At 74.1% G+C, this 18,559-nt stretch carries 16 protein-coding genes and 2 pseudogenes; 8 read left to right on the top strand and 10 right to left on the bottom strand.

Annotated elements, in window-relative coordinates; translation table 11 throughout:
• The first annotated feature begins 151 nt into the window (after window positions 1-151).
• The 4 genes from Asera_RS17660 to Asera_RS17645 are packed head-to-tail and all read left to right on the top strand — an operon-like array spanning window position 152 to window position 3,875.
• The gene (locus Asera_RS17660) at window positions 152-1,102 is read left to right on the top strand and encodes a metal ABC transporter solute-binding protein, Zn/Mn family (protein WP_211255699.1); all 951 of its coding nucleotides are present in this window, start codon (window positions 152-154) and stop codon (window positions 1,100-1,102) included.
• Entirely contained in the window at window positions 1,099-1,935 is an 837-nt protein-coding gene (locus Asera_RS17655; protein ID WP_211255700.1) for a metal ABC transporter ATP-binding protein, read from the top strand. The genes Asera_RS17660 and Asera_RS17655 overlap by 4 nt, the downstream gene beginning before the upstream one ends.
• A 1-nt stretch (window position 1,936) precedes the next feature.
• Window positions 1,937-2,863, top strand: a complete 927-nt coding sequence (locus Asera_RS17650; RefSeq protein WP_084132333.1) for a metal ABC transporter permease — start codon at window positions 1,937-1,939, stop codon at window positions 2,861-2,863.
• 58 nt (window positions 2,864-2,921) lie between these two features.
• Complete coding sequence (locus tag Asera_RS17645) at window positions 2,922-3,875, top strand: metal ABC transporter permease (protein ID WP_035297847.1); 954 nt, start codon at window positions 2,922-2,924, stop codon at window positions 3,873-3,875.
• A gap of 69 nt (window positions 3,876-3,944) precedes the next feature.
• Here the strand turns inward: Asera_RS17645 and Asera_RS17640 are convergent, their stop codons facing one another.
• The 3 genes from Asera_RS17640 to Asera_RS17630 form a co-directional block, all read right to left on the bottom strand.
• On the bottom strand, window positions 3,945-5,795 hold the full coding sequence (locus Asera_RS17640; protein ID WP_169745885.1) for a DUF6528 family protein: 1,851 nt from the start codon (window positions 5,793-5,795) through the stop codon (window positions 3,945-3,947).
• A 156-nt stretch (window positions 5,796-5,951) separates the two neighbouring features.
• Entirely contained in the window at window positions 5,952-7,088 is a 1,137-nt protein-coding gene (locus Asera_RS17635; protein ID WP_212804623.1) for a hypothetical protein, read from the bottom strand.
• 74 nt (window positions 7,089-7,162) lie between these two features.
• Window positions 7,163-8,800 (bottom strand): NEW3 domain-containing protein, encoded by a 1,638-nt coding sequence (locus tag Asera_RS17630; protein WP_212804621.1) that lies wholly within the window; start codon window positions 8,798-8,800, stop codon window positions 7,163-7,165.
• Window positions 8,801-8,917: 117 nt separating this feature from the next.
• On the opposite strand from Asera_RS17630, the gene Asera_RS17625 reads away from it, so the two are divergent.
• Window positions 8,918-9,631: an HAD family hydrolase gene (locus tag Asera_RS17625; RefSeq protein WP_030448222.1), complete on the top strand. Its 714-nt coding sequence runs from the start codon at window positions 8,918-8,920 to the stop codon at window positions 9,629-9,631.
• Between the two features lie 49 nt (window positions 9,632-9,680).
• On the top strand, window positions 9,681-10,316 hold the full coding sequence (gene cofC, locus Asera_RS17620; RefSeq protein WP_030448223.1) for a 2-phospho-L-lactate guanylyltransferase: 636 nt from the start codon (window positions 9,681-9,683) through the stop codon (window positions 10,314-10,316).
• Between the two features lie 138 nt (window positions 10,317-10,454).
• Here the strand turns inward: cofC and Asera_RS17615 are convergent, their stop codons facing one another.
• The 5 genes and pseudogenes from Asera_RS17615 to Asera_RS17595 all read right to left on the bottom strand — a co-directional run.
• Window positions 10,455-11,687 (bottom strand): glycoside hydrolase family 3 N-terminal domain-containing protein, encoded by a 1,233-nt coding sequence (locus Asera_RS17615; RefSeq protein ID WP_084132338.1) that lies wholly within the window; start codon window positions 11,685-11,687, stop codon window positions 10,455-10,457.
• A gap of 363 nt (window positions 11,688-12,050) precedes the next feature.
• A complete protein-coding gene (locus Asera_RS17610) occupies window positions 12,051-12,500 on the bottom strand; it encodes a CBS domain-containing protein (protein WP_084132340.1) in 450 nt (149 codons plus the stop codon).
• Window positions 12,501-12,845: 345 nt separating this feature from the next.
• The gene (locus Asera_RS17605; protein WP_035297849.1) at window positions 12,846-13,739 is read right to left on the bottom strand and encodes a sucrase ferredoxin; all 894 of its coding nucleotides are present in this window, start codon (window positions 13,737-13,739) and stop codon (window positions 12,846-12,848) included.
• Window position 13,740: 1 nt separating this feature from the next.
• Window positions 13,741-15,021 (bottom strand): cupin domain-containing protein, encoded by a 1,281-nt coding sequence (locus Asera_RS17600; RefSeq protein WP_244843926.1) that lies wholly within the window; start codon window positions 15,019-15,021, stop codon window positions 13,741-13,743.
• Window positions 15,022-15,112: 91 nt separating this feature from the next.
• Window positions 15,113-15,472: pseudogene (locus tag Asera_RS17595) on the bottom strand (BatC protein); the annotation flags it as partial.
• Between the two features lie 320 nt (window positions 15,473-15,792).
• On the opposite strand from Asera_RS17595, the gene Asera_RS17590 reads away from it, so the two are divergent.
• Window positions 15,793-16,341: a DUF488 domain-containing protein gene (locus tag Asera_RS17590; protein WP_035297851.1), complete on the top strand. Its 549-nt coding sequence runs from the start codon at window positions 15,793-15,795 to the stop codon at window positions 16,339-16,341.
• On the top strand, window positions 16,338-16,628 hold the full coding sequence (locus tag Asera_RS17585) for an MGMT family protein (RefSeq protein WP_030448230.1): 291 nt from the start codon (window positions 16,338-16,340) through the stop codon (window positions 16,626-16,628). Before Asera_RS17590 ends, Asera_RS17585 begins: the two co-directional genes overlap by 4 nt.
• Window positions 16,629-16,724: 96 nt before the next feature.
• Here Asera_RS17585 and Asera_RS17580 read toward each other — a convergent pair whose 3' ends face one another.
• Both Asera_RS17580 and Asera_RS17575 read right to left on the bottom strand, forming a co-directional pair.
• Window positions 16,725-17,804, bottom strand: coding sequence for a sensor histidine kinase (locus Asera_RS17580; RefSeq protein ID WP_030448231.1), 1,080 nt, complete (start codon window positions 17,802-17,804; stop codon window positions 16,725-16,727).
• Window positions 17,801-18,455: pseudogene (locus tag Asera_RS17575) on the bottom strand (response regulator transcription factor). Before Asera_RS17575 ends, Asera_RS17580 begins: the two are co-directional and overlap by 4 nt.
• Between the last annotated feature and the right edge of the window lie 104 nt (window positions 18,456-18,559).

The following is an 18,559-nucleotide window of genomic DNA, read 5'->3' as shown; positions in this document are numbered from 1 at the left end:
CGTGCCTCCCGGCGGCGTGGGCCTGGACCCCGCCTCCTGGCGGCGTGGGCCTGGAACCGTGCAGTCATCGCCATATCGGCATGCGTCCATTTGTTATTGAAAATCGTTGTCATTAGCATCCAGGGCGACCTCACGGTACGAAGGAGCTTCGGTGAACCATCAGCAACGATCCCGCCGCCACCGCGCCCGCTCGATGGCACTGGCACTGGCCGGCGTCGCGCTCGCCACCCTCGCCGCCGGCTGTTCCACCGCCGCCCCGCCCTCCGGTACGGGCGGATCCGCCGACCGCATCCGGGTGGTCGCGGCCGAGAACTTCTGGGGCAGCCTCGCCGGCCAGCTGGGCGGCAGCCACGTCACCGTGCGAAGCGTCATCGACAGCCCCGGCGCCGACCCGCACGACTACGAGCCCACCGCGGCCGACGGCCGGGCCGTGGCGGGCGCCCAGCTCGCCATCGTCAACGGGGTCGGGTACGACGCGTGGGCCGGCAAGCTGGTGTCCGCCAACCCGAACGAGCACCGCACCGTACTCACCGTCGGCGAGCTGGTTGGCGTCGCGCCGGGCGGCAACCCGCACCGGTGGTACTCGCCGAGCGACGTGCGCACCGTGCTCGACCGCATCACCGCCGACTACCAGAAGATCGATCCGCAGCACGCGAGCTTCTACGGCAAGCAACACGACAAGGTCGTCGACACGAACCTCAAGCAGTACTTCGCCCTGGTCGACCGGATCAAGTCGACGTACGCCGGCACCCCGGTCGGCGCGTCGGAGTCGATCTTCGCGCCGCTGGCCGACGCGACCGGGCTGGATCTGCGGACGCCCGCATCGTTCCTGAACGCGATCAGCGAGGGCACCGACCCAACCGCCGCGGACAAGCAGGTCATCGACCGGCAGATCGCCCGCCGGCAGATCAAGGTGTACGTGTACAACTCGCAGAACGCCACGCCGGACGTGCGGGCGCAGGTGACGACGGCCCGGGCGCACGGCATCCCCGTCGCGACCGTCACCGAGACGCTCACCCCGGCCGGCGCCTCGTTCCAGCAGTGGCAGGTGGCACAGCTCAGGTCGCTGATCTCCGCCCTGCACCAGGGAACCGGCAAGTGAGCGCCGACCCGGCCGCCCACCCCGGACCGGTGATCGAGGTACGGGACGCGGCGGTCGAGCTGGCGGGGCGTCGGGTCTGGCACGACGTCCGGGTCGACGTGGCGGCGGGCGAGTTCGTCGCCATCCTGGGCCCGAACGGGGTGGGCAAGTCGACGCTGCTCAAGGCGATGCTCGGGCTGCAACCGTTGGCAGCCGGGCAGATCCGGGTACTGGCCACGTCACCGGCCCGGGCCCGCCGGGCGATCGGTTACCTGCCGCAGCGTCGCAGCTTCGACGCGGGTACCCGGATCCGCGGGGTGGACCTGATCCGGCTGGGCGTCGACGGGCACCGGTGGGGCCTGCCGCTGCCCGGTCGCCCGGCCCGGCAGCGGAAGCAGCGCGTCGCCGAGCTCGTCGAGCTGGTCGGGGCCGGCCGGTACGCGCACCGCCCGGTCGGCGCGCTCTCCGGTGGCGAGCAGCAACGGATCCTGATCGCGCAGGCGCTGGCCCACCGTCCCCGGATCCTGCTGCTGGACGAGCCGCTGGACAGCCTGGATCTGCCCAACCAGGCGGCGGTCGCGGCGCTGGTCGGCCGGATCAGCCGCGACCAGGGCGTCGCGGTGGTGATGGTGGCGCACGACGTGAACCCGATCGTGGCGCACCTGGACCGTGTGGTGTACCTCGGTCCGGCCGGATCGGTCGTCGGCGCGCCGGAACGGGTGCTGCGCAGCGAGTCGCTGACCGCGCTGTACGGCACGCCGGTCGAGGTGCTGCGCACCACCGGCGGTCGGATCGTCGTCGTCGGGGTGCCCGACTCCCCCGTCGGCCACGACCACCAGCCGGTGGGCGGCTGACATGAACGACGTCCGCTTCTCGGTCGACCTGGTCGCCGACGTGGTGCAGATGTGGTCGCAGCCGTTCATGGTCACCGCGTTCCGCGCGGGCACCATCGTGGCCGTGCTCAGCGCACTGACCGGCTGGCTGGTCGTGCTGCGCCGGCAGACGTTCGTCGCGCACACGCTGTCCGCGGTGGGGTTCCCTGGCGCGGCCGGCGCCACCCTGCTCGGCGTCGGCGCGCTCACCGGGTACTTCGCGTTCTGCCTCGCCGCCGCCGCCGTCATCGCGCTGCTCGGCGGGCGCGGCGTCGGACGGCACGGCCACGAGTCCGCGCTCGTCGGTACGATCCAGGGCTTCCTGCTGGCCTGCGGGTTCGTGTTCGTCGCGCTGTACCGGGGATTCCTCAACGGCACCAACGCCCTGCTGTTCGGCAGCTTCCTGGGCATCACCGGCGGCCAGGTCACCGTCCTTGCCGTACTGGCGGTGCCGGTGCTGGCGCTGCTCGCGGTGGCCGGACGGCCGCTGCTGTTCGCCTCCACCGACCCCGAGACCGCCCGGGCCGCCGGCGTGCCGGTACGCGCGCTCGACCTCGGTTTCCTGCTGGTACTGGGCGCCACCGTCGCCGCGGTCGCCTCCATCACCGGCGCGCTGCTGGTGTTCGCGTTGCTGGTGCTACCGGCGGCGACCGCACAGCGCATCACCGCTCGCCCGGCCCGCGGCCTCGCCCTGTCCGTCCTGTTCGGTCTCGTCGCCGTGTGGAGCGCCCTGACCGCCACCTACTACTCGCCGTGCCCGCTCGGGTTCTGGCTGACCAGCATCGCCTTCGCCGGTTTCGTGGCCGCCGCGGGTATTCGCGCCGGGCTCGACCGCCGGCACCGCAGAGGTCGCCCGGTGCGGACGTTCCCGCGCGACGGCCTGCCCGGCTCCGAGAGGATCGCCCAGTGACTTCGTTTGCGGCCATGCTCGCGCAGGCCGAGCCGCACCGCTTCCGGAGGGTCGCCCGGTGAGCGCGCTCGCGGCCGTGTTCTCGCACGACTACCTGCGGGAGGCATTCCTCGCCGGTACGTTCGTCGCTCTCGCCGCCGGGCTGGTCGGCTACCTGCTCGTGCTGCGCGCCCAGGTGTTCACCGCGGACGCGCTGAGCCACGTCTCGTTCACCGGCGCCCTCGCGGCCCTCGCCCTCGGCCTGGACCTGCGGGCCGGGCTGTTCGCGACGACCGTACTGGTCGCGGTCGGGATGGCCGCCGCCGGCCGCCGCGGCAAACCCGACGACGTGGCCATCGGCGGCGCCTTCGCCTGGGTACTCGGGTTGGGCGTGCTGCTGTTGACCGTCTACACGACTCGCCGCAGCGCCGGCAACGGTGCGGCGTCGGTGACCGTACTGTTCGGGTCGGTGTTCGGGATCGGCCACGGCCGGGCGATCACCGCGGCCGCGATCGGCCTCGGCGTCTGCCTGCTGCTCGCGCTCGTGGCCCGTCCGCTGATCTTCGCCAGCCTCGACGAGACCGTCGCCGCGGTGCGCGGCGTGCCGGTACGGCTGCTGGGGTTCGGGTTCCTCGCCCTGACGGCCGTCGCCGCCGCCGAGGCCACCCAGGTCGTCGGGTCGCTGCTGATCCTGGGGCTGGTCGCGGCGCCGGCCGGGGCCGCCGCCCGGCTCGTCGGCAACCCGTACCGGGCGATGCCGCTGTCGGGTGCGCTCGCGGTCGGGTCGGTGTGGCTCGGCCTCACCGTCTCCTCCCTGCTGCCGGTACTGCCGCCCAGCTTCGCCATCCTCGCCGTCGCCAGCGCCCTGCTGCTCGCCGCCCTGGCCGCCGATCGCCTCCGCCACCGGTGGTCCGCACGATCGCATCCTGCCGCCGGTGGGCACTGCGCGCAGCCACCGCCCGCACGGCTCCGGCACGCGCCCGTCCGTGATCGCCCGTCCTGCGTCGACACATCTCGACTGGCGGGCCGATGACCAGCGCCCCCGAGCCGGCGTCGGGACCGCCGGCGTACCCGGCGTGGATGGCGACCGCGTCGAGGCAGGTCAGTTGCTGTCGGTGGCGAACCAGCGGGCCCGGTAGATCCGCGCGCCGGGCAGCGTCTTCGACACCCGGGGTTCCTCGCCGACGAAGAAGTCGACCCGGTCGGTGCCCCAGCCGCACTCCTCGTCCGGCTGGGGCGTCGTCTGCAGCACCGCACCGGACCGCCGGTCGGTACCGACGCTCTTGACGTCCGGTCGATCCCACGCGGGTGCCCCGGCCACGAACTCCCCGGCGACGGTGTCGAACCGGTACACCCCGTGGCGCGTGGTCACCCACAGCAGTCCGGGTTCGCCGGCGTCCGGCTGCAGGTCGTGGCCGCCCGCGGTCGGCAGGTCGTGGCTGGCCGCGCGCCGCAGCGTCGGGGCCGCGGCTGGCCCACCCACCTCGTACCGGACGAGCAGGGTGTCACCGATCGCCCACAGGCCACCATCATCGGCGCGCCACAGCACCTCGTGCGCGCCGGGCAACCGATCCTCGGCGTACCCGGTCGCGTCCGGCTGGCTCGCCGGGTAGATCCGGACCCAGCCGCCGGTACTCGCCGCGGCGGCGATGTTGCCGCCCGGCAGCAGCTCGATACCGTGCGGGTTCGCCGCCGCGCCGGCGTGCACCGACCAGGCCGCCGCGCCGCCCTCCGGGTAGCGCACCATGGCCAGAAGCCCGTAGGAATCGGCGACGAGCAGGTACTGCTGCCCCGACGCGTCGCGCCGCAGCCGCGCGTCGGTCGGGCATCGCCACGGCCGGTCCGGGTCGTCGGCCTCGACCTCCGGCCGCCAGGACCAGCGCACCGCCGACTCCGTCGCCCAGTCCTGGTCGGTGTCCAGTACCAGGATGCCTCCGCTCGCCTGCTCGGTGACCACCACCGGCGTCGAGGCGCCCGGCAGCATCGAGGCACCCGGCGCCGGATCGTTGACGACCGCCGGCGTCGAGGCACGCTGCGCCGCATCGGTGGCGACCGCCGGGGTCAAGGCACCCGGCGCCGGATCGGTGCGGGCCGCCCGGTGCTCACCGCGGGTCTGGTACGGCGCGGTCGCCTGCCCGGCGAGCGTCAGCAGCCGGTTCGCCTGGCCCGCGCGCCGCTGCGAAACCCGTACGTAGAGCGCGTCGGTGACGAACAGCTGCGCGTGCCGGCCGGCCGTGCCGCGGTAGCGCGCGGTCGTGCTGCGCGCCGTGGTGACCAGGGTCAGATCGGCCTCGGTGACCAGCGGTGCGTGCATGCTGCTGGTGATCCCGGCGGTGAACGCGCCGCGCTCGCGGGCCACCGACAGCAGGTCGAGGGCGTGCTGCGCGGTACCCGAGTGGCTGATCGCGATCGCCACATCGCCGGGCCCGAGGGTGACCGCGTGCGCGGCCGCGGTGGTCACGTCGGGCGAGGTGAGCGTGACGACGCCGATGCCGACGAGCTGGTCGGCGAGATAGCGCGCGATCTGCGCGCTGCCACCGAAGGCGAAGATCTGCACCTGCCGGGCCTCGTCGACGGCGACCGCGAGCCGGTTCAGCGCCTCGGTGTCCAGCAGCGTGGCGGTACGGCGGATGGCGTTGACGCTGGACGCGGCGATCAGCTTGACGGTGTCCCGGGCGCTCGCGGACGGCTCGATCTCTCCGGTGGGATCGGCGTCCAGATCGGCTGCCGCCTGCCCGAGCTCGGTGGCGAGTGCCAGCCGCAGCGCGGTGTACCCGTCGAGGCCGATCACCCGGCAGAACCGGGTCACGGTACCCACCGAGGTGCCCGCCGCCTGGGCAAGCTCGACGATCCCGATGTTCGCCGTCAGTTCGGGGCTGCGCGAGATCGCGTCGGCCACCCGGATCAGGCCGGCCGAGAACGTGGGTCGTGCCGCCGCGATCCGTTCGAGCACCGTCGGCACCTCGGCCCCCGGCGTGGAGCCGTCCTGCATCATGTTCCCCCCGATCGCGACGGTCCGGACCGCCGGGCCGTGGCATCCACCGCGGCCCGGCGAGGGTCCGAGACCTCTACTGTGCCCGACCGGTGCGGCGGCCCGCGCAGGGAGCCACTACGGCGTCACCGTCATGGCGAACACGTGGAGCTGGCCGTTGTCCGGCAGCGTCACCGAATCGACCGTCCTGCCCGCCGGCACGGGCACGCTGAGCAGGTACAGATCGTAGGTGTAGGCGGTGTTCACCAGGCCGGTGCTCTTGTTCCGGCCGAAGGTCTGCACGACCGGCACGGCGTCGCCGGTCGCCTGCCCGTGGAAGTACCAACTCGGCACGGACACCTGCGTCGACGACGTCGTCTCGTCGGTGTAGGTCACGGTGACCGTTCCGGTCGCGGCTCCGGCGCCGGAGGCGAGCAGGGCCACGGCCGATCCCGTACCGGAGATCTTGATCGTCTGGCCGGCCGCCACGACGTTGTCCACCTCGCCCGCCGGCACGTCGGGCATCGTCAGCGCCGTCCCGCCGTACGTGATCGTGGCGCCCGGTGACGCGCCGTCGGAGAGGGTGGCCCCGTCAAGGCCGGTGGCCGCGTTCAGCGCCTGCTGGGAGAAGGTGCTTCCCCCGCCGTCGAAGCCGCCGTTGAGCGCGGGTGGGTTCGGGGCCGCCTCGTCGGTGATCGCGATGTTGTCGTAGGCCTGTTCGACACTGGCGAAGACCGGCTTCACCGGCGCCCGGGCGGCAAGCGCGAGGTCGAACACGTGCAGCTTCCGGTTGTCGGGCAGCACGACGGACGCGACCGTCCTACCCTGGGCGATCGGCGCCGTCACCTCGTACAGATCGAAGCTGTAGTTCGGGTGGACGTGGCCCTTGCCGGCGTTGCGGCCCAGCGTCTGCACCACCGGTACCGCGCTCCCGGTGGCCTGGCCGCTGTAGTACCAGCTCGGCACGGAGATGGTCGCGGCCGACGAGCTGCCGTCGGTGTAGTTGATCGTGATGGTGCCCGAGGCCGCGCCCGCGCCGGCCGCGAGGAGCGCGACCGCCTCCCCGGTGCCGTGGAGCGAGATGATCTGACCGGCCGAGGCGAGGTTGTCCTTCCTGCTCGCCGGCACGTCGGGCATGGTGAACCGCGTGCCCTGGTAGTCGATGGTGGCACCGGGCGAGGCGCCGTCGGACAGCACCGCGCCGTTCAACCCGGTCGCGGCGTCCAACGACTCCTGGCTGTAGGTGCCGCCGCTGCCGTCGAAGCCACCGTCCAACCCCGCCGGGACCGTGTCGGAGTCGGAGGTGATGCCGACGTTGTCGAACCCGTCGGACAGGTGCGCGTACGGGGTCAGCGAGGGCGAGAACCCCGCCCCGTGCGATCGCCGCTTCGGCCCGGACGGCGCGGACGGTGTCGGCGGGACCCGGTAGACCGCGGTTGCGTCGATCTCGACCTCGCCGCCCGCGGGGCAGCAGCGACGGTGACCGTGAACGTGGCCCGCCACGAGGCTCCCGGCGCGATCTCCGGTACGGCCACCGGTGAGGTGGGGGTGACCGTGCCACCGGAGGGCAGCGTCACCGACAGCGTGACGTGCTTGAGCGACTGGACGCCGTCGTTGGTGACGGTCACGGTGACCGGTCCGGTGCTTCCGGTGCTGAATCCGGAACCGCGCACCGCGAGGTCGGTGGCGGGCGCCGCGGTGGGTGCCGCCTTGCGCAGCGGCGTCACCCGGTACATCACGACGCCGTGCGGCGGCACGTCGGCCGAGATGGTACCGGCCGACTGGGTCTTCGTGCCCGTCCACAGGTTGTCGAGCGAGTAGGCGGGGGCGTCGATGGAGAAGCCCGCCTGCGCCGCGGTCAGGCTGGCCCGCTCGCTGGTGTCGCCGTTGTTGGAGAACAGGACGCTGATGTCGCCGTTGGCGAGCGGCTTGGACCGCACCTGCACGTCGCCCTGGTGGCCGACCGAGGTGCCCTGCGCGCCGTACGGGTCCTGATCGACACCGATCACCGCGGGGTTGGCGAGGACCTTGGCCTGGGCGGCCGTCAACGTCGCCATGTCGGCGCTGAAGACCAGCGGGGACGCGAGTTCGGCCGCCATGCTGACCGCTGCCCGCTTCTCGGCGAGGCTAGACGAGAGCTGCGGTGCCAGGGTCGTGGCGAAGTTCCAGTGCCCTGGTCCGGCGTACCGCGCCGACTCGACGCTTCCGTTGGCCGGGTTGTACCAGAGGTTGCCGATCCGGCTCGCCCACTCCAGCGCGGCGGGAAGATCGTGGGCGTACCAGGGGGCGGACTCGAAGTAGGCGATCGGGCGACCGCTCGCCCGCAGCGCCTCCGCCATCCGCGTGTAGGCCGTCTCGAGCACCTGGTCGGCGGTCTGGCCGGCGATCGACGGCAGGTTGCATCCGTCGAACTTCAACAGGTCGACACCCCACGACGCGAAGGTGTCGGCATCCTGCTGGAAGTGGCCCCAGCTGCCGGGATAGCCGGCGCACGTGGTGGTGCCGGCGTCCTCGTAGATCCCGAACTTGAGTCCGCGCGCGTGGAGGTAGTCACCGAGCCACCGCATTCCGTTGGGGAACTTGGCGGGGTCTGCCACGAGGTTGCCGTCGGCGTCGCGTTCGGCGGCCGACCAGCAGTCGTCGATGGCGACGTAGTCGTAGCCCGCGGCGGCCAGGCCCGAGTCGACCAGCGTGTTCGCGGCGTCGACGAACGTCTGCTGGGAGATGTTGCAGCCCTTGGTCATCCACGCGTTGAAGATCATCGGCGGGGTCAGCGCCAGACCGTTGTCCGGCGGGGTCTCGTTGGGCTGGGGAAGCCAGCTGTCGGCCGGGCTGCCCCAGCCCGGCGAGCCGGACCTCCCGGGGGACGCCTGTGCGGGGGCCGTGGCCAGGCTGCCCGCCAGCAGCACCGCCATGATCAGGCCCAGGGCGGAGCGTTTCGGCAGTGCTCGACGGCGAGAGATCGTCGGTGACCTTCTCCAGGACATGCCAACCCCCTCGGCAGCGGCTGCGGCCGATCGTTGCACGCCGGGCCGCGGTCGTCAATACTTTCAAAACCTAGCTAAAACTCTGGCAATTTTTCAATGAAGATCGGATGACCGCCCATGAACCACCAGCACCATCGCCCAGCACCGAGCGCCGTGCGCCGGGCCCTGCTCGTCGACGTGGGTGGGGTGCTGCTGCTCCCCAACGCCGAGCTCCTGACCCCGGTGATCGCCCGCCACGGCGGCGTCGACACCCCCGAGAAGTTCCTCCGGGTGCACTTCGCCGCCTACAACGCGGCGTTCCCGAGCCGTGGCGAGCCGCGCGACTACTACGAACTGCTCCCCCGGTACGCGGGCGTGCCCGAGCAGCGGTGGCGCACCTGCGCCGAGGAGTACCTGGCGATCTCCCGCACCCGCAACATGTGGCACGCGCCGGATCCGGCGTCGAGGCAGGCGCTCGCCGCGGCGACCGAGGCCGGCCTGCGCGTCGCGGTGGTCTCCCAGGCCGACGGCAGAATCGCGCAGATGCTGCTCGACGCCCGGATGTGCCAGGAGGGCGACGGCCCTGGTGTACCGGTCGACGCGGTGCTCGACAGCGCGATCGTCGGCTTCGACAAGCCGGACCCGCGGCTGTTTCGCGCCGCGCTGGAGCGGGTCGGCGTCGACGCCGCGCACGCGGTACACGTCGGGGACACCGTGCCGGCCGACGTGCGGGGCGCACAGGCGGCCGGCATCCGGGCGGTCCACTACGATCCGTACGACGACTGCGACGACCCGGGCGACCACGAGCACGTCCACCGGCTGCGGGAGGTGCTCGCGCTCGTCCCGCGGTAGCCGCGGTCGCCCGGTGGCACGCTCCCCCGGGGCCAGGTGAAGGAGATCGATGAGTCCTGCGGCACACGGCGTTGATCTGGTCGTCCCGATCAAGCGGCTGGACGCGGCCAAGACCCGGCTGCGCGGGGTGGTCGGAAGCGACGAGCATCCCGGCCTGGTCCTCGCGCTGCTGCTGGACACCGTGACCGCGGCCGCGCGGGCCGCCGGGGTGCACCGGATCCTGGTGATCTGCGAGGACAAGCGGGTGCCGGACGCGCTGTCGGGTACGGGAGTCGAGTGCGTCGACGAGCGCGGGCTGCCGGGGCTCAACGCGGCGCTGGCGTTCGGCGCCGAGCGGCTGCGCAGCCCGGCCGGTACGGTCGGGGCGCTGCAGGCCGACCTGCCCGCACTGCGCCCGGCCGAGCTGGCGGCGGCGATCGCCGAGGCGGACGGCCGGCGCGCGTTCTGCGCCGACCGGCCCGGCGTCGGTACCACCCTGCTGCTCGCCGCGCCCGGACAGCCGCTCGACCCGCACTTCGGCGTCGGCTCCGCGGCCGCGCACGCGGCCACCGGCGCGGTACGCATCGGCGCCGGGTCACCGTCGTTGCGCTGCGACGTGGACACCGGCGACGACCTCGCCGTCGCGGCCGGACTCGGGCTCGGCCCGGCCACCCGCCGGCTCACCGGCCGGCCCGAACCCGCCTGACCCGACGGCCGCGCCGACCCGAGCCCGCCTGACCCGACGGCCCCGTCGACCCGAGCCCGCCTGACCGGTGGCCCCGCCGGCCCGCCCGACGCACGCCGGACAGTCGGCGATCGTGACGGTCAGCGGCGGAGCGGTGGATCAGTGCAGGCGGCGGCGCAGGCCGATGACCCGCTCCAGCGCCTGGTTGGCCTGGCCGCGGTTGAGCCGGCGACTCGCGATCGCCTCGTGCAGCGCGTCCACCGCGTCCTGGCCCTGGCTGACGTCGCGGGCGGAGCACAGCAGGATGTCCATGCCGGCGGCCGCGGCGAGCACCGCGCGCTCCCCGGTACCGCCGAACGCGTCCAGCGCGCCGGCCTCGATCGCGTCGGTGATGGTGACGCCGCGGAACTTCAGCCGGTGCCGCAGCTCGCCCTGCACGATGCTGGGCGACAGGCCGGACGGCAGGTCCGGGTCCAGCGCCGGGTAGGTCGCCCAGGACGTCATGACCATGTCCACCTGGGCGCCGATGGCGTACTGGAACGGCAGCTCGTCGATGCTGCGCAGGTCGGACCGGGACAGGTTCAGCGTGACCGGGCCGAGGTCGGTGTTCGCGTCCCTGGTCGCGGCGCCGAGGCCGGGGAAGTGCTTGGCCGTGGTGACCACGCCGAGCCGCTGCTGGGCGACGATCGACGCGGCACCGCAGGCGCCGCAGACGGCCGGATCCATGCTGTACGAGCGGCCGAACCGGTCGTCGAAGTTCCCCGCCTCGCGGTAGACGTCCAGTACCGGGGCGAGGTTGCAGTTCATCCCGGCGTCCAGCAGATTCTCCGCCGCGCCGGTGCCCGCCGAGGTCGCGGTGGCCACCGGGTCGGCCGACTCACCGATCTGCTTCTCGGAGATGCCGGGCGCACCGGGCAGCCGCTGGACGATGCCGCCCTCCTGGTCGGTCATGATCAGCATCGGGTACCGGATGCCGCTGTCGACCTGTGCCTGGGCCAGCGCGCTGGTCACGCCCTGGATCTGGCTGCGGTCGTTCCGGTCGATGTTCTCACCGAAGAAGATGACGCCGCCGACCAGCCCGGCCCGGATCGCGTCGAACAGCTCCTGCGGCGGCGTGAGCCCCGGGTACGACCAGATCACCCGCTGGCCGGCCTGCTGCCGGGGCGACAGATCGTGCGAGCCGGAGCGGGTCGCGTCGGCCGGGTCGTCGGCGTACGCGGGGGCCGCGCCCAGCAGCCCCGCGCCGGCGACGAGGGCGGCACCGCCGACGAGGGCGCTGCGCCGGGTGACCCCCTGCCTGCCGATTCCGCGTTCGCCGCCGTCCCGATGCTCGATACCGGGTGCCGCACCGTTGCCCGGCGTCGTCTCGCCCGGGCCGCCACCGATCGCCATGCCGTCCTCCTCGCGTCGTACCGGATCACTCGGAGCGGGCCGCGGCCGCGACGTGGTGCCGGCCGGAATGTGGGGGCCCGGTTCGGTTCGTGCTCACCCTGGCATCGGCCGTTGCGGCCGTCAAGACTCCGAACGGCGCGCGATCCCGGGCATCGGATCGCTTGCCCGGCTTGGTGTTCAGGATCCGATGACGGTTGTTTTGCCCCTAACATCCGCACCGCACGGCCCCGGCGACCGCGCGTCCGTTGCCGGAATGCCGGGTACCGGTGGCGCGGTGGCGCGGTGGCGCGGTGGCGCGGTGGCGCGCGATCCTCGCGCCGGGGTGGCACGCCCGCATCCCGTGCGCCGGCCGGCCCGGTGCGGTTACGACGGCGGGTCCGGCCCGGGGTCGCAGCCGTGGCGGTCCGCGGCACGGGCGCGGATGTCGGCGTCCGAGCAGAAGCCGGTACGGCTGCGCTTGAGGCACAGCAGCCCGAGCAACCGCCCGGAGCCGTCCACGACGGCCAACCGGCGGCGCTGCTGGCGCGCCAGGATCGCCGCCGCCCGCTCCACCGGATCGTCCGGGCCGACGGTACGGCCGGCGAGCGTCCCGACCGACCGGGCCACGGTGGCGTCGGGCAGCGCCGCGGGCAGGTCGGCGCGTTCCACCGTGCTGACCAGCCGGCCGTCCGCCGCGACGATCAGCGCCAGGTGCACGTGGTCGTCGGCGAAGTACCGGCGCAGCTGCGCCACCGTGGTGGCGGTGCCGTGCGTGCTCGGCGCGGTGACCATCGCCTGCGCGACCCGCTGCGTCGTGGTCACGTCTCCGGGCATCCGCACCTCCCGCACCGGTACCGCCGGTCAGCCGGCCGCCGGCTCGGCACGCTGCGCGTGCAGGTCGGTCGGCTCGCGCTGCAGCGCCTCCCGCTCGCTGGCGCTGATCGGTTCGGGCTCGTCGCTCATCGCTCTCCCTGGCGCCGCACGGTCGCCGGTGCCGCCGACAGCACCGCCGCACGCCTCGAGACTAGTGCGCGCCCGGCCCCGAACCGAACCGATCGTCCAACTCGGGTCTGCCGGGACAACCGCGCTGGTACCCGGCGACCGGCCGCTCCGGTGACGCCCCGGTCCATGTGCCACCGGGTCGGCCGGCGGTAGTCCGCGGCCCGGACGCCGGTCGGCTCAGGGCGGGTGCGGGGCGGTGCGGTCGGTGCGCAGGTCCAGCAGGTCGAACCGGCGCAGCCAGCCGTTGGTGGTGGCCGCGCAGGTCAGCGGGCGGCCGGCGGCCACGTGCCGCTCGCGCAGCAGCACCGTGCAGTCCGGGTCGGCCAGCGTGACCCGCCAGCCCGCCTCCCCGACCTGCTCGACCGCGACCACCCGCACCGCGTCCACCCCGGTGGCCCCGGTGGCGGCCCGGGCATGGTGCTGGGCGGCCTGCGCCGCCGGCGGCAGCGAGGTACGGCCGCGTAACCAGTGCGGGTCGAGCGTGCCGGCGCGGTAGTCCCGCACGATGCGCACCGCGTCGGGGGGCGGGACACCGCCGAGAGTGTAGCCGTGCGGCAGCAGCACCAGTACCGGCGCGAAGCGGCACCCGCCGACGTGGCTGCACTCCCAGGTACCGGCTGGGTCGGCGGCGGCGAGCGCCGCGGCCAGCACCCGCCCGCGCACGGCGCAGCAGGGGTCGTGCCGGCCGTGCGCGCAGACCAGCTGCAGCGGGCCGGCGACGCGCTCGCCGGGCGCGGCGAGCGCGGCGACCAGGTCGGCGTCGGTACCGAACGAGCCGGCCCGGATCTCCTCGTGGCCCGGCCGCGAGTCGACCCGGAACCAGCGGCGGGCCGCTCCCGACCGAACCCGCCGACCCGGCCGGCGGATCAGCGTCACCCGGGCCCCCTGCGCGCCGGCCCAGCCGCTCAGCGCGCTCACGGTGCCGGCGCCCAGACCGGACTGGGTGAGCGCGTTGCGGCCCCACGGTCCGGGATGTTCGATCAGCAGCCAGCGGTCCGCCGGCGGCGCGGTCCCTTCCCGCGGATCACCGGCCGCCTCGGAAAGAAACGAGCAGCGCGGCCAGGTGCGCACGTCACGACCCGGTCGACGGCACCAGCACGCCCTCCCGCAACAACCTGCGCACCAGTACCAGCTGGTCCGCCTCGGTCAGCTCCGGCAGCGCACCGATCCGGGCGGTACCGCCGGCGAGCAGCACCCGCAGCGCCGGGGTCGTCGACGCCGGCAGCCGGATCTGCCGGTCCGCCAGCTCCAGTACCGCGTGCTCGTCGCCCTCGACCAGCCGGTGCGGCAGCCCGGCCCGCCGCCGTACCGCATCGCCGGGCGACAGGTTCGCGGCGAACTGCGCGGCGGCCACCGGGCGCACCGGTTCCGGCCGACCGGCGGACCAGACCCGGGCGCGCACCCGGCGGGCCACCGCCTCCGCCGGCACGTCCGGTACCGCCTTCGCCAGCGCGATCCGGACCGCGGCGAGGTGCGGGGCGAGTTGGGCGGGGTCGGTCGCGTCGATGCCGAGCGGCAGCGAGCGGCGCAGGTCCGGCTCCTGCGCGACGCTCGCGACCAGCGCCTCCAGCAGTGCGAACCGGGTCAGTACGTGCACCCCGACGGTCAGGTGCGCGGACACGTCGCCGAGCGCGGTGGCCGCGTGCAGCCAGCCGCGGGGCAGGTACATCGCGTCGCCGGGCGCGAGCACCGTGTCGATCTCCGGTACGCCGTTGGCGGCCCGGTCGGCCACCGCGGCGGCATGATCGTTCCACGGCTGGTCGCGCAGCGGGTCGACGTGTACCGGCGGGTGCACCCGCCAGTGCTTGCGGCCGGCCAGTTGCAGCACGAACACATCGTGCACGTCGTAGTGCGCGGCGAAGCCCCGCGACGACGGAGGCGTCACGTAGGCGTTGGCCTGTACCGGATGGCCGAGTTCGGCGGCCAGCGCGGTACCGAAGTCCACGATCGGCGCCCAGGTGCGGTGCAGCGCCTGCAACACCAGCGTGCAGCCGTCGGCGAACAGCGCGGCGACCCGGTCGTCGCGCACCTGGTCGCCGATCTCCGCACCGACCCCGCCGGGACCGGTGAACGAGGCGGAGTCGACCACCGAGCCCTCCCGTGCCACCCGCAGGAACGGGGTCCGCAGGCCGCGGTACGACAGCAGTTCGTCGACGCCGTCGAGATCGAGCAGGTCGCGGAAGGCGTCCGGGTCGGCGCCGCGGACCAGCAGCGGCCGGCGCGACCAGTACGAGCCGGCGAACGCGTCGACGTCGGTGCCGACCAGCCGGGCGAGCGGGCCGGTGGGCCGGGCCGGACGGTCCGCCGTGGACCGCCCGACACCGCCGATCGAGCCGGTCGGCTCAGCGGGCACCGGAGTCGGCCCCGCCGTCCGCGCCACCGTCGTGCATGCCCGGCGTACCACCACCGGCCCCGGAATCCGCCGGACCCTCGGCACCGGAATCGGCCCCGCCGTCCGCGCCGCCGTCGTGCATCCCCGGGGTACCGCCACCGGCGCCGGAATCCGCCGGACCCTGCGCACCGGAATCGGCGCCGCCGTCCGCGCCACCGTCGTGCATCCCCGGCGTACCACCACCGGCCCCGGAATCCGCCGGACCTTCCGCACCCGAATCGGCGCCGCCGTCGTGCATGCCGGGCGTACCGCCACCCGCGCCCGAGTCCGCCGGACCCTCCGCACCGGAATCGGCGCCACCGTCCGCGCCACCGTCATGCATGCCCGGCGTACCACCACCCGCACCGGAGTCCGCCGGGCCCTCGCCGCCGCCAGCTGCCGTCGTGTTCATGTCATCGTCGTCGAGTGCCATGGAGTCCCCCGTACGTCGTCGCCGCGCGCCCCGGTGGGCGCCGTCCCCTGCGAGCGGTACCCGGATTCGGGCGAACCATGCCCGGCCCGAAGTGCCGCGCGCGCCGGCCCGGCAAAACCCGGGGCAACACAGGCCAAACTACCTCGCGTACGGGTCGAGTCCGGCCGATTCCGGCGTTCTGGCACCATCCACGTCCGGCCGCGGGGGCACCGGAACGCGAGGTGTGCCGACCGGACGCCGAGCGGTCATGCTGGAGGCGGGCGGGCACGAGGAAGGGAGCGTGCGATGAGCGAGCGGTTCGCGGCGCCGACGAGGATCCCGTGACGGCCGATCGAAGCACCGGCGCACCACCGAACCCGGTACACACCATCGGGCACTCGACCCGCGGGTTCGACGAGGTGCTCGCCATGCTGCGGAGCAACGAGATCACCGACCTGGTGGACGTGCGGTCGTACCCGTCGTCGCGGAAGTTCCCGCAGTGGAACCGGGATGCGATCGCCGCGCAGCTGCCGCCCGACATCGGCTACCGCTGGCTGCCGAAGCTGGGTGGCCGGCGCTACACCCCGGCCGGTACCCCGACCGAGAACGGCGCCTGGCGGGTCAAGGCGTTCCGCGACTACGCCGACTACATGGCCGGCGACGAGTTCGCCGCCGGGCTGGCCGAACTGCGCGAGCTGGCCCGGCACGGACAGCCGGCGATCATGTGCAGCGAGGCGGTGCCGTGGCGCTGCCACCGCCGGCTGATCACCGACGCGCTGATCGCCTCCGGCGTCGAGGTCCGGCACATCCTGTCGCCGACCACGACGCGCATCGCGCCCCTGGACGAGAAGGCACGCGTCCACAATGGACGGATCAGCTACCCGCGATGAGCATCGTCGACGAGGTACGCGCGGTGGTGGCCGCCATCCCGCCCGGCCGGGTCATGTCGTACGGCGACATCGCCGCCCGCATCGGCGCCGGGCCGCGCCAGGTGGGCCGGGCCATGACCCTGCTCGACGACGCGGTGCCCTGGTGGCGCGTCGTGCACGCCGACGGCACCCCGGCAACCTGCCACGGCGGTACCGCGCCGGCCCTGCTCCGGGCCGAGGGCACCCCGCTGACCCGTACCCGGGTCGACATGCCCCGCGCCCGCCTCCCCCGCCCCAGCACGACCTGACCCGTCGGTGCCGGGTACGGCCATGCGGGTTCCGGGTCCGCGGCGGCAGCGGGGTCCGATCACCACAGACCGGCCCGGATTCCGTCGTACCGACGGTCACGGTGCGGTGGACCTCGGCGGGGCGGGGAACGCGATCGTGATGGTGAGCCCGCCGTCCGGGCGGGCGGCAGGGGCCAGTTCCCCACCGTGCGCGTCGGTGACGGCCCGGACGATGGCGAGGCCCAGACCGTGCCCGCCGCGCCGCACCCGGTTGCCGTCGAGCCGCTGGAACGGCCGGAACAGCCGTGGCAGTTCGTCCGGCGGGACCGCCGGTCCGGTGTTGGCCACCCGCAGGCGGGCCCGGCCGGCTCCGTCGAGGCAGGTCCCGACCTCGACCCGGCCGCCGGTTCGGTTGTACCGCAGCGCGTTGTCGACCAGGTTGGTCACCAGGCTGGCGAGCAGCGCGCGGTCGCCCCGGGCCGGCGCGCCGTCGAGATCGGTACACAGGACGATCCTCCGGGTACCGGCGTCACCGGCTGCGGCGGACACCACCCGCGCGGCGACGTCGGCCAGGTCGACCGGTTCGGCCCGCGCCACGCCCTGCTCGCCGGTCGCCAGCGTGAGCAGCGCGTCGACCAGGTGCTCCTGCGCCACGTTGAGCTCCAGCAGCTCCCGGCAGGTCTCGCGCAGCGTCTCGACGGTGGCGTCGGGGTCGTCGAGGGCCAGTTGCAGCAGCGCGCGCTCGGCCGACAGCGGGGTACGCAGCTCGTGCGAGGCGTTCGCGACGAAGTGCCGCTGCGATTCGAACGACGCGCGCAGCCGTCCGTACAGCTCGTCCAGGGTCGCCGCGAGCTCGCCGAACTCGTCCCGGCCGGGTAGCGCCAGCCTGCGGTCCAGGCTGCTGGCCGAGATCTCCCGGGCGGTGGCGGTGATCGCGTGCAGCGGCCGCAGGTACCGGCCGGCGACGAACCAGCCGAGCAGCAGCGCGATCAGCGCCACCAGCGGTAGGCCGACCACCACCCAGACCAGGTGCACGCCGACGCCGACGCCGGGGCGACCGCTGCCGGCCCCGGCCGGCTCGGTGTCGTCGACCGAGATCGTCGGCACCAGCAGCAGGATCGCACCGACGGCGAAGAACGGTACCGCGTAGAGCAGCGTGAGCCGGGTTCGCACGCTGCGCCGGGCCCGGGTCGTCACGGCTGGCCCACCCGGTAGCCGCCCTCGCGAACGGTGTGAATCGCGGGCGGCTCGCCGAGCTTGGCCCGCAGCCGGCGGATCGTGGTCTTCACCGTGGTGGTGAACGGATCCGCCGCGGAGTCCCAGACCGACTCCAGCAGTTGCTCGGTGGACATCAGCCGGCCGTCGGCGGCGAGCAGGCACTCCAGTACGCCGAACTCCTTCGGGGTCAGCGCGAGCGGGCGGCCGGCCCGGGTGGCGGTGCGCCGGCTCGGGTCCAGCCGGATGCCGTCGCGCTCCAGTACCGGGGGCAGCGCGGCGGCGGCCGAGGGCGCGCACCCGGGCCACCAGCTCGCCCAGGTCGAACGGCTTCGGCAGGTAGTCGTCGGCGCCGAGGTCGAGCCCCTCGATCCGGTCGGCGACCGAACCGGCGGCCGTCAGCATCAGCACCCGGGTACCGGCGTCGCCGGCCATGATCTGCCGGCACACTTCGTCGCCGGGCACGCCAGGCAGGTCGCGGTCCAGGACGACCACGTCGTAGCCGGTGACCGCCAGGTGTTCCAGCGCGTCGGCACCGTCCAGAACGACGTCGACCGCCAGCCCCGCCCGGCGCAGCCCCGCCCCGACCGCCCGGGCCAGCACCGCGAAGTCCTCGACGACCAGCACCCGCATCTCGCCCCGCCCTCCTCGCGCCGACCACCGCCAGCCTGCCAGGCCGCCGGTGTCGCGGCGGTGACACCGGGCTGACACGTACCGCCGGGTACACCTCTCTCCCA

The sequence above is a fragment of the Actinocatenispora sera genome, assembly GCF_018324685.1.
Classification (GTDB): Bacteria; Actinomycetota; Actinomycetes; order Mycobacteriales; family Micromonosporaceae; genus Actinocatenispora; species Actinocatenispora sera.
Note: the sequence above shows the minus strand (reverse complement) of the source record. Positions and strands in the feature narration are given on the sequence as shown.

Coding starts and splice junctions, on each gene's coding strand:
- Asera_RS17650 (WP_084132333.1), top strand. CDS start 1,937: ATGAACGACGTCCGCTTCTCGGTCGACCTGGTCGCCGACGTGGTGCAG.
- Asera_RS17630 (WP_212804621.1), bottom strand. CDS start 8,800: ATGTCCTGGAGAAGGTCACCGACGATCTCTCGCCGTCGAGCACTGCCG.
- Asera_RS17625 (WP_030448222.1), top strand. CDS start 8,918: ATGAACCACCAGCACCATCGCCCAGCACCGAGCGCCGTGCGCCGGGCC.
- cofC (WP_030448223.1), top strand. CDS start 9,681: ATGAGTCCTGCGGCACACGGCGTTGATCTGGTCGTCCCGATCAAGCGG.
- Asera_RS17615 (WP_084132338.1), bottom strand. CDS start 11,687: ATGGCGATCGGTGGCGGCCCGGGCGAGACGACGCCGGGCAACGGTGCG.
- Asera_RS17610 (WP_084132340.1), bottom strand. CDS start 12,500: ATGCCCGGAGACGTGACCACGACGCAGCGGGTCGCGCAGGCGATGGTC.
- Asera_RS17585 (WP_030448230.1), top strand. CDS start 16,338: ATGAGCATCGTCGACGAGGTACGCGCGGTGGTGGCCGCCATCCCGCCC.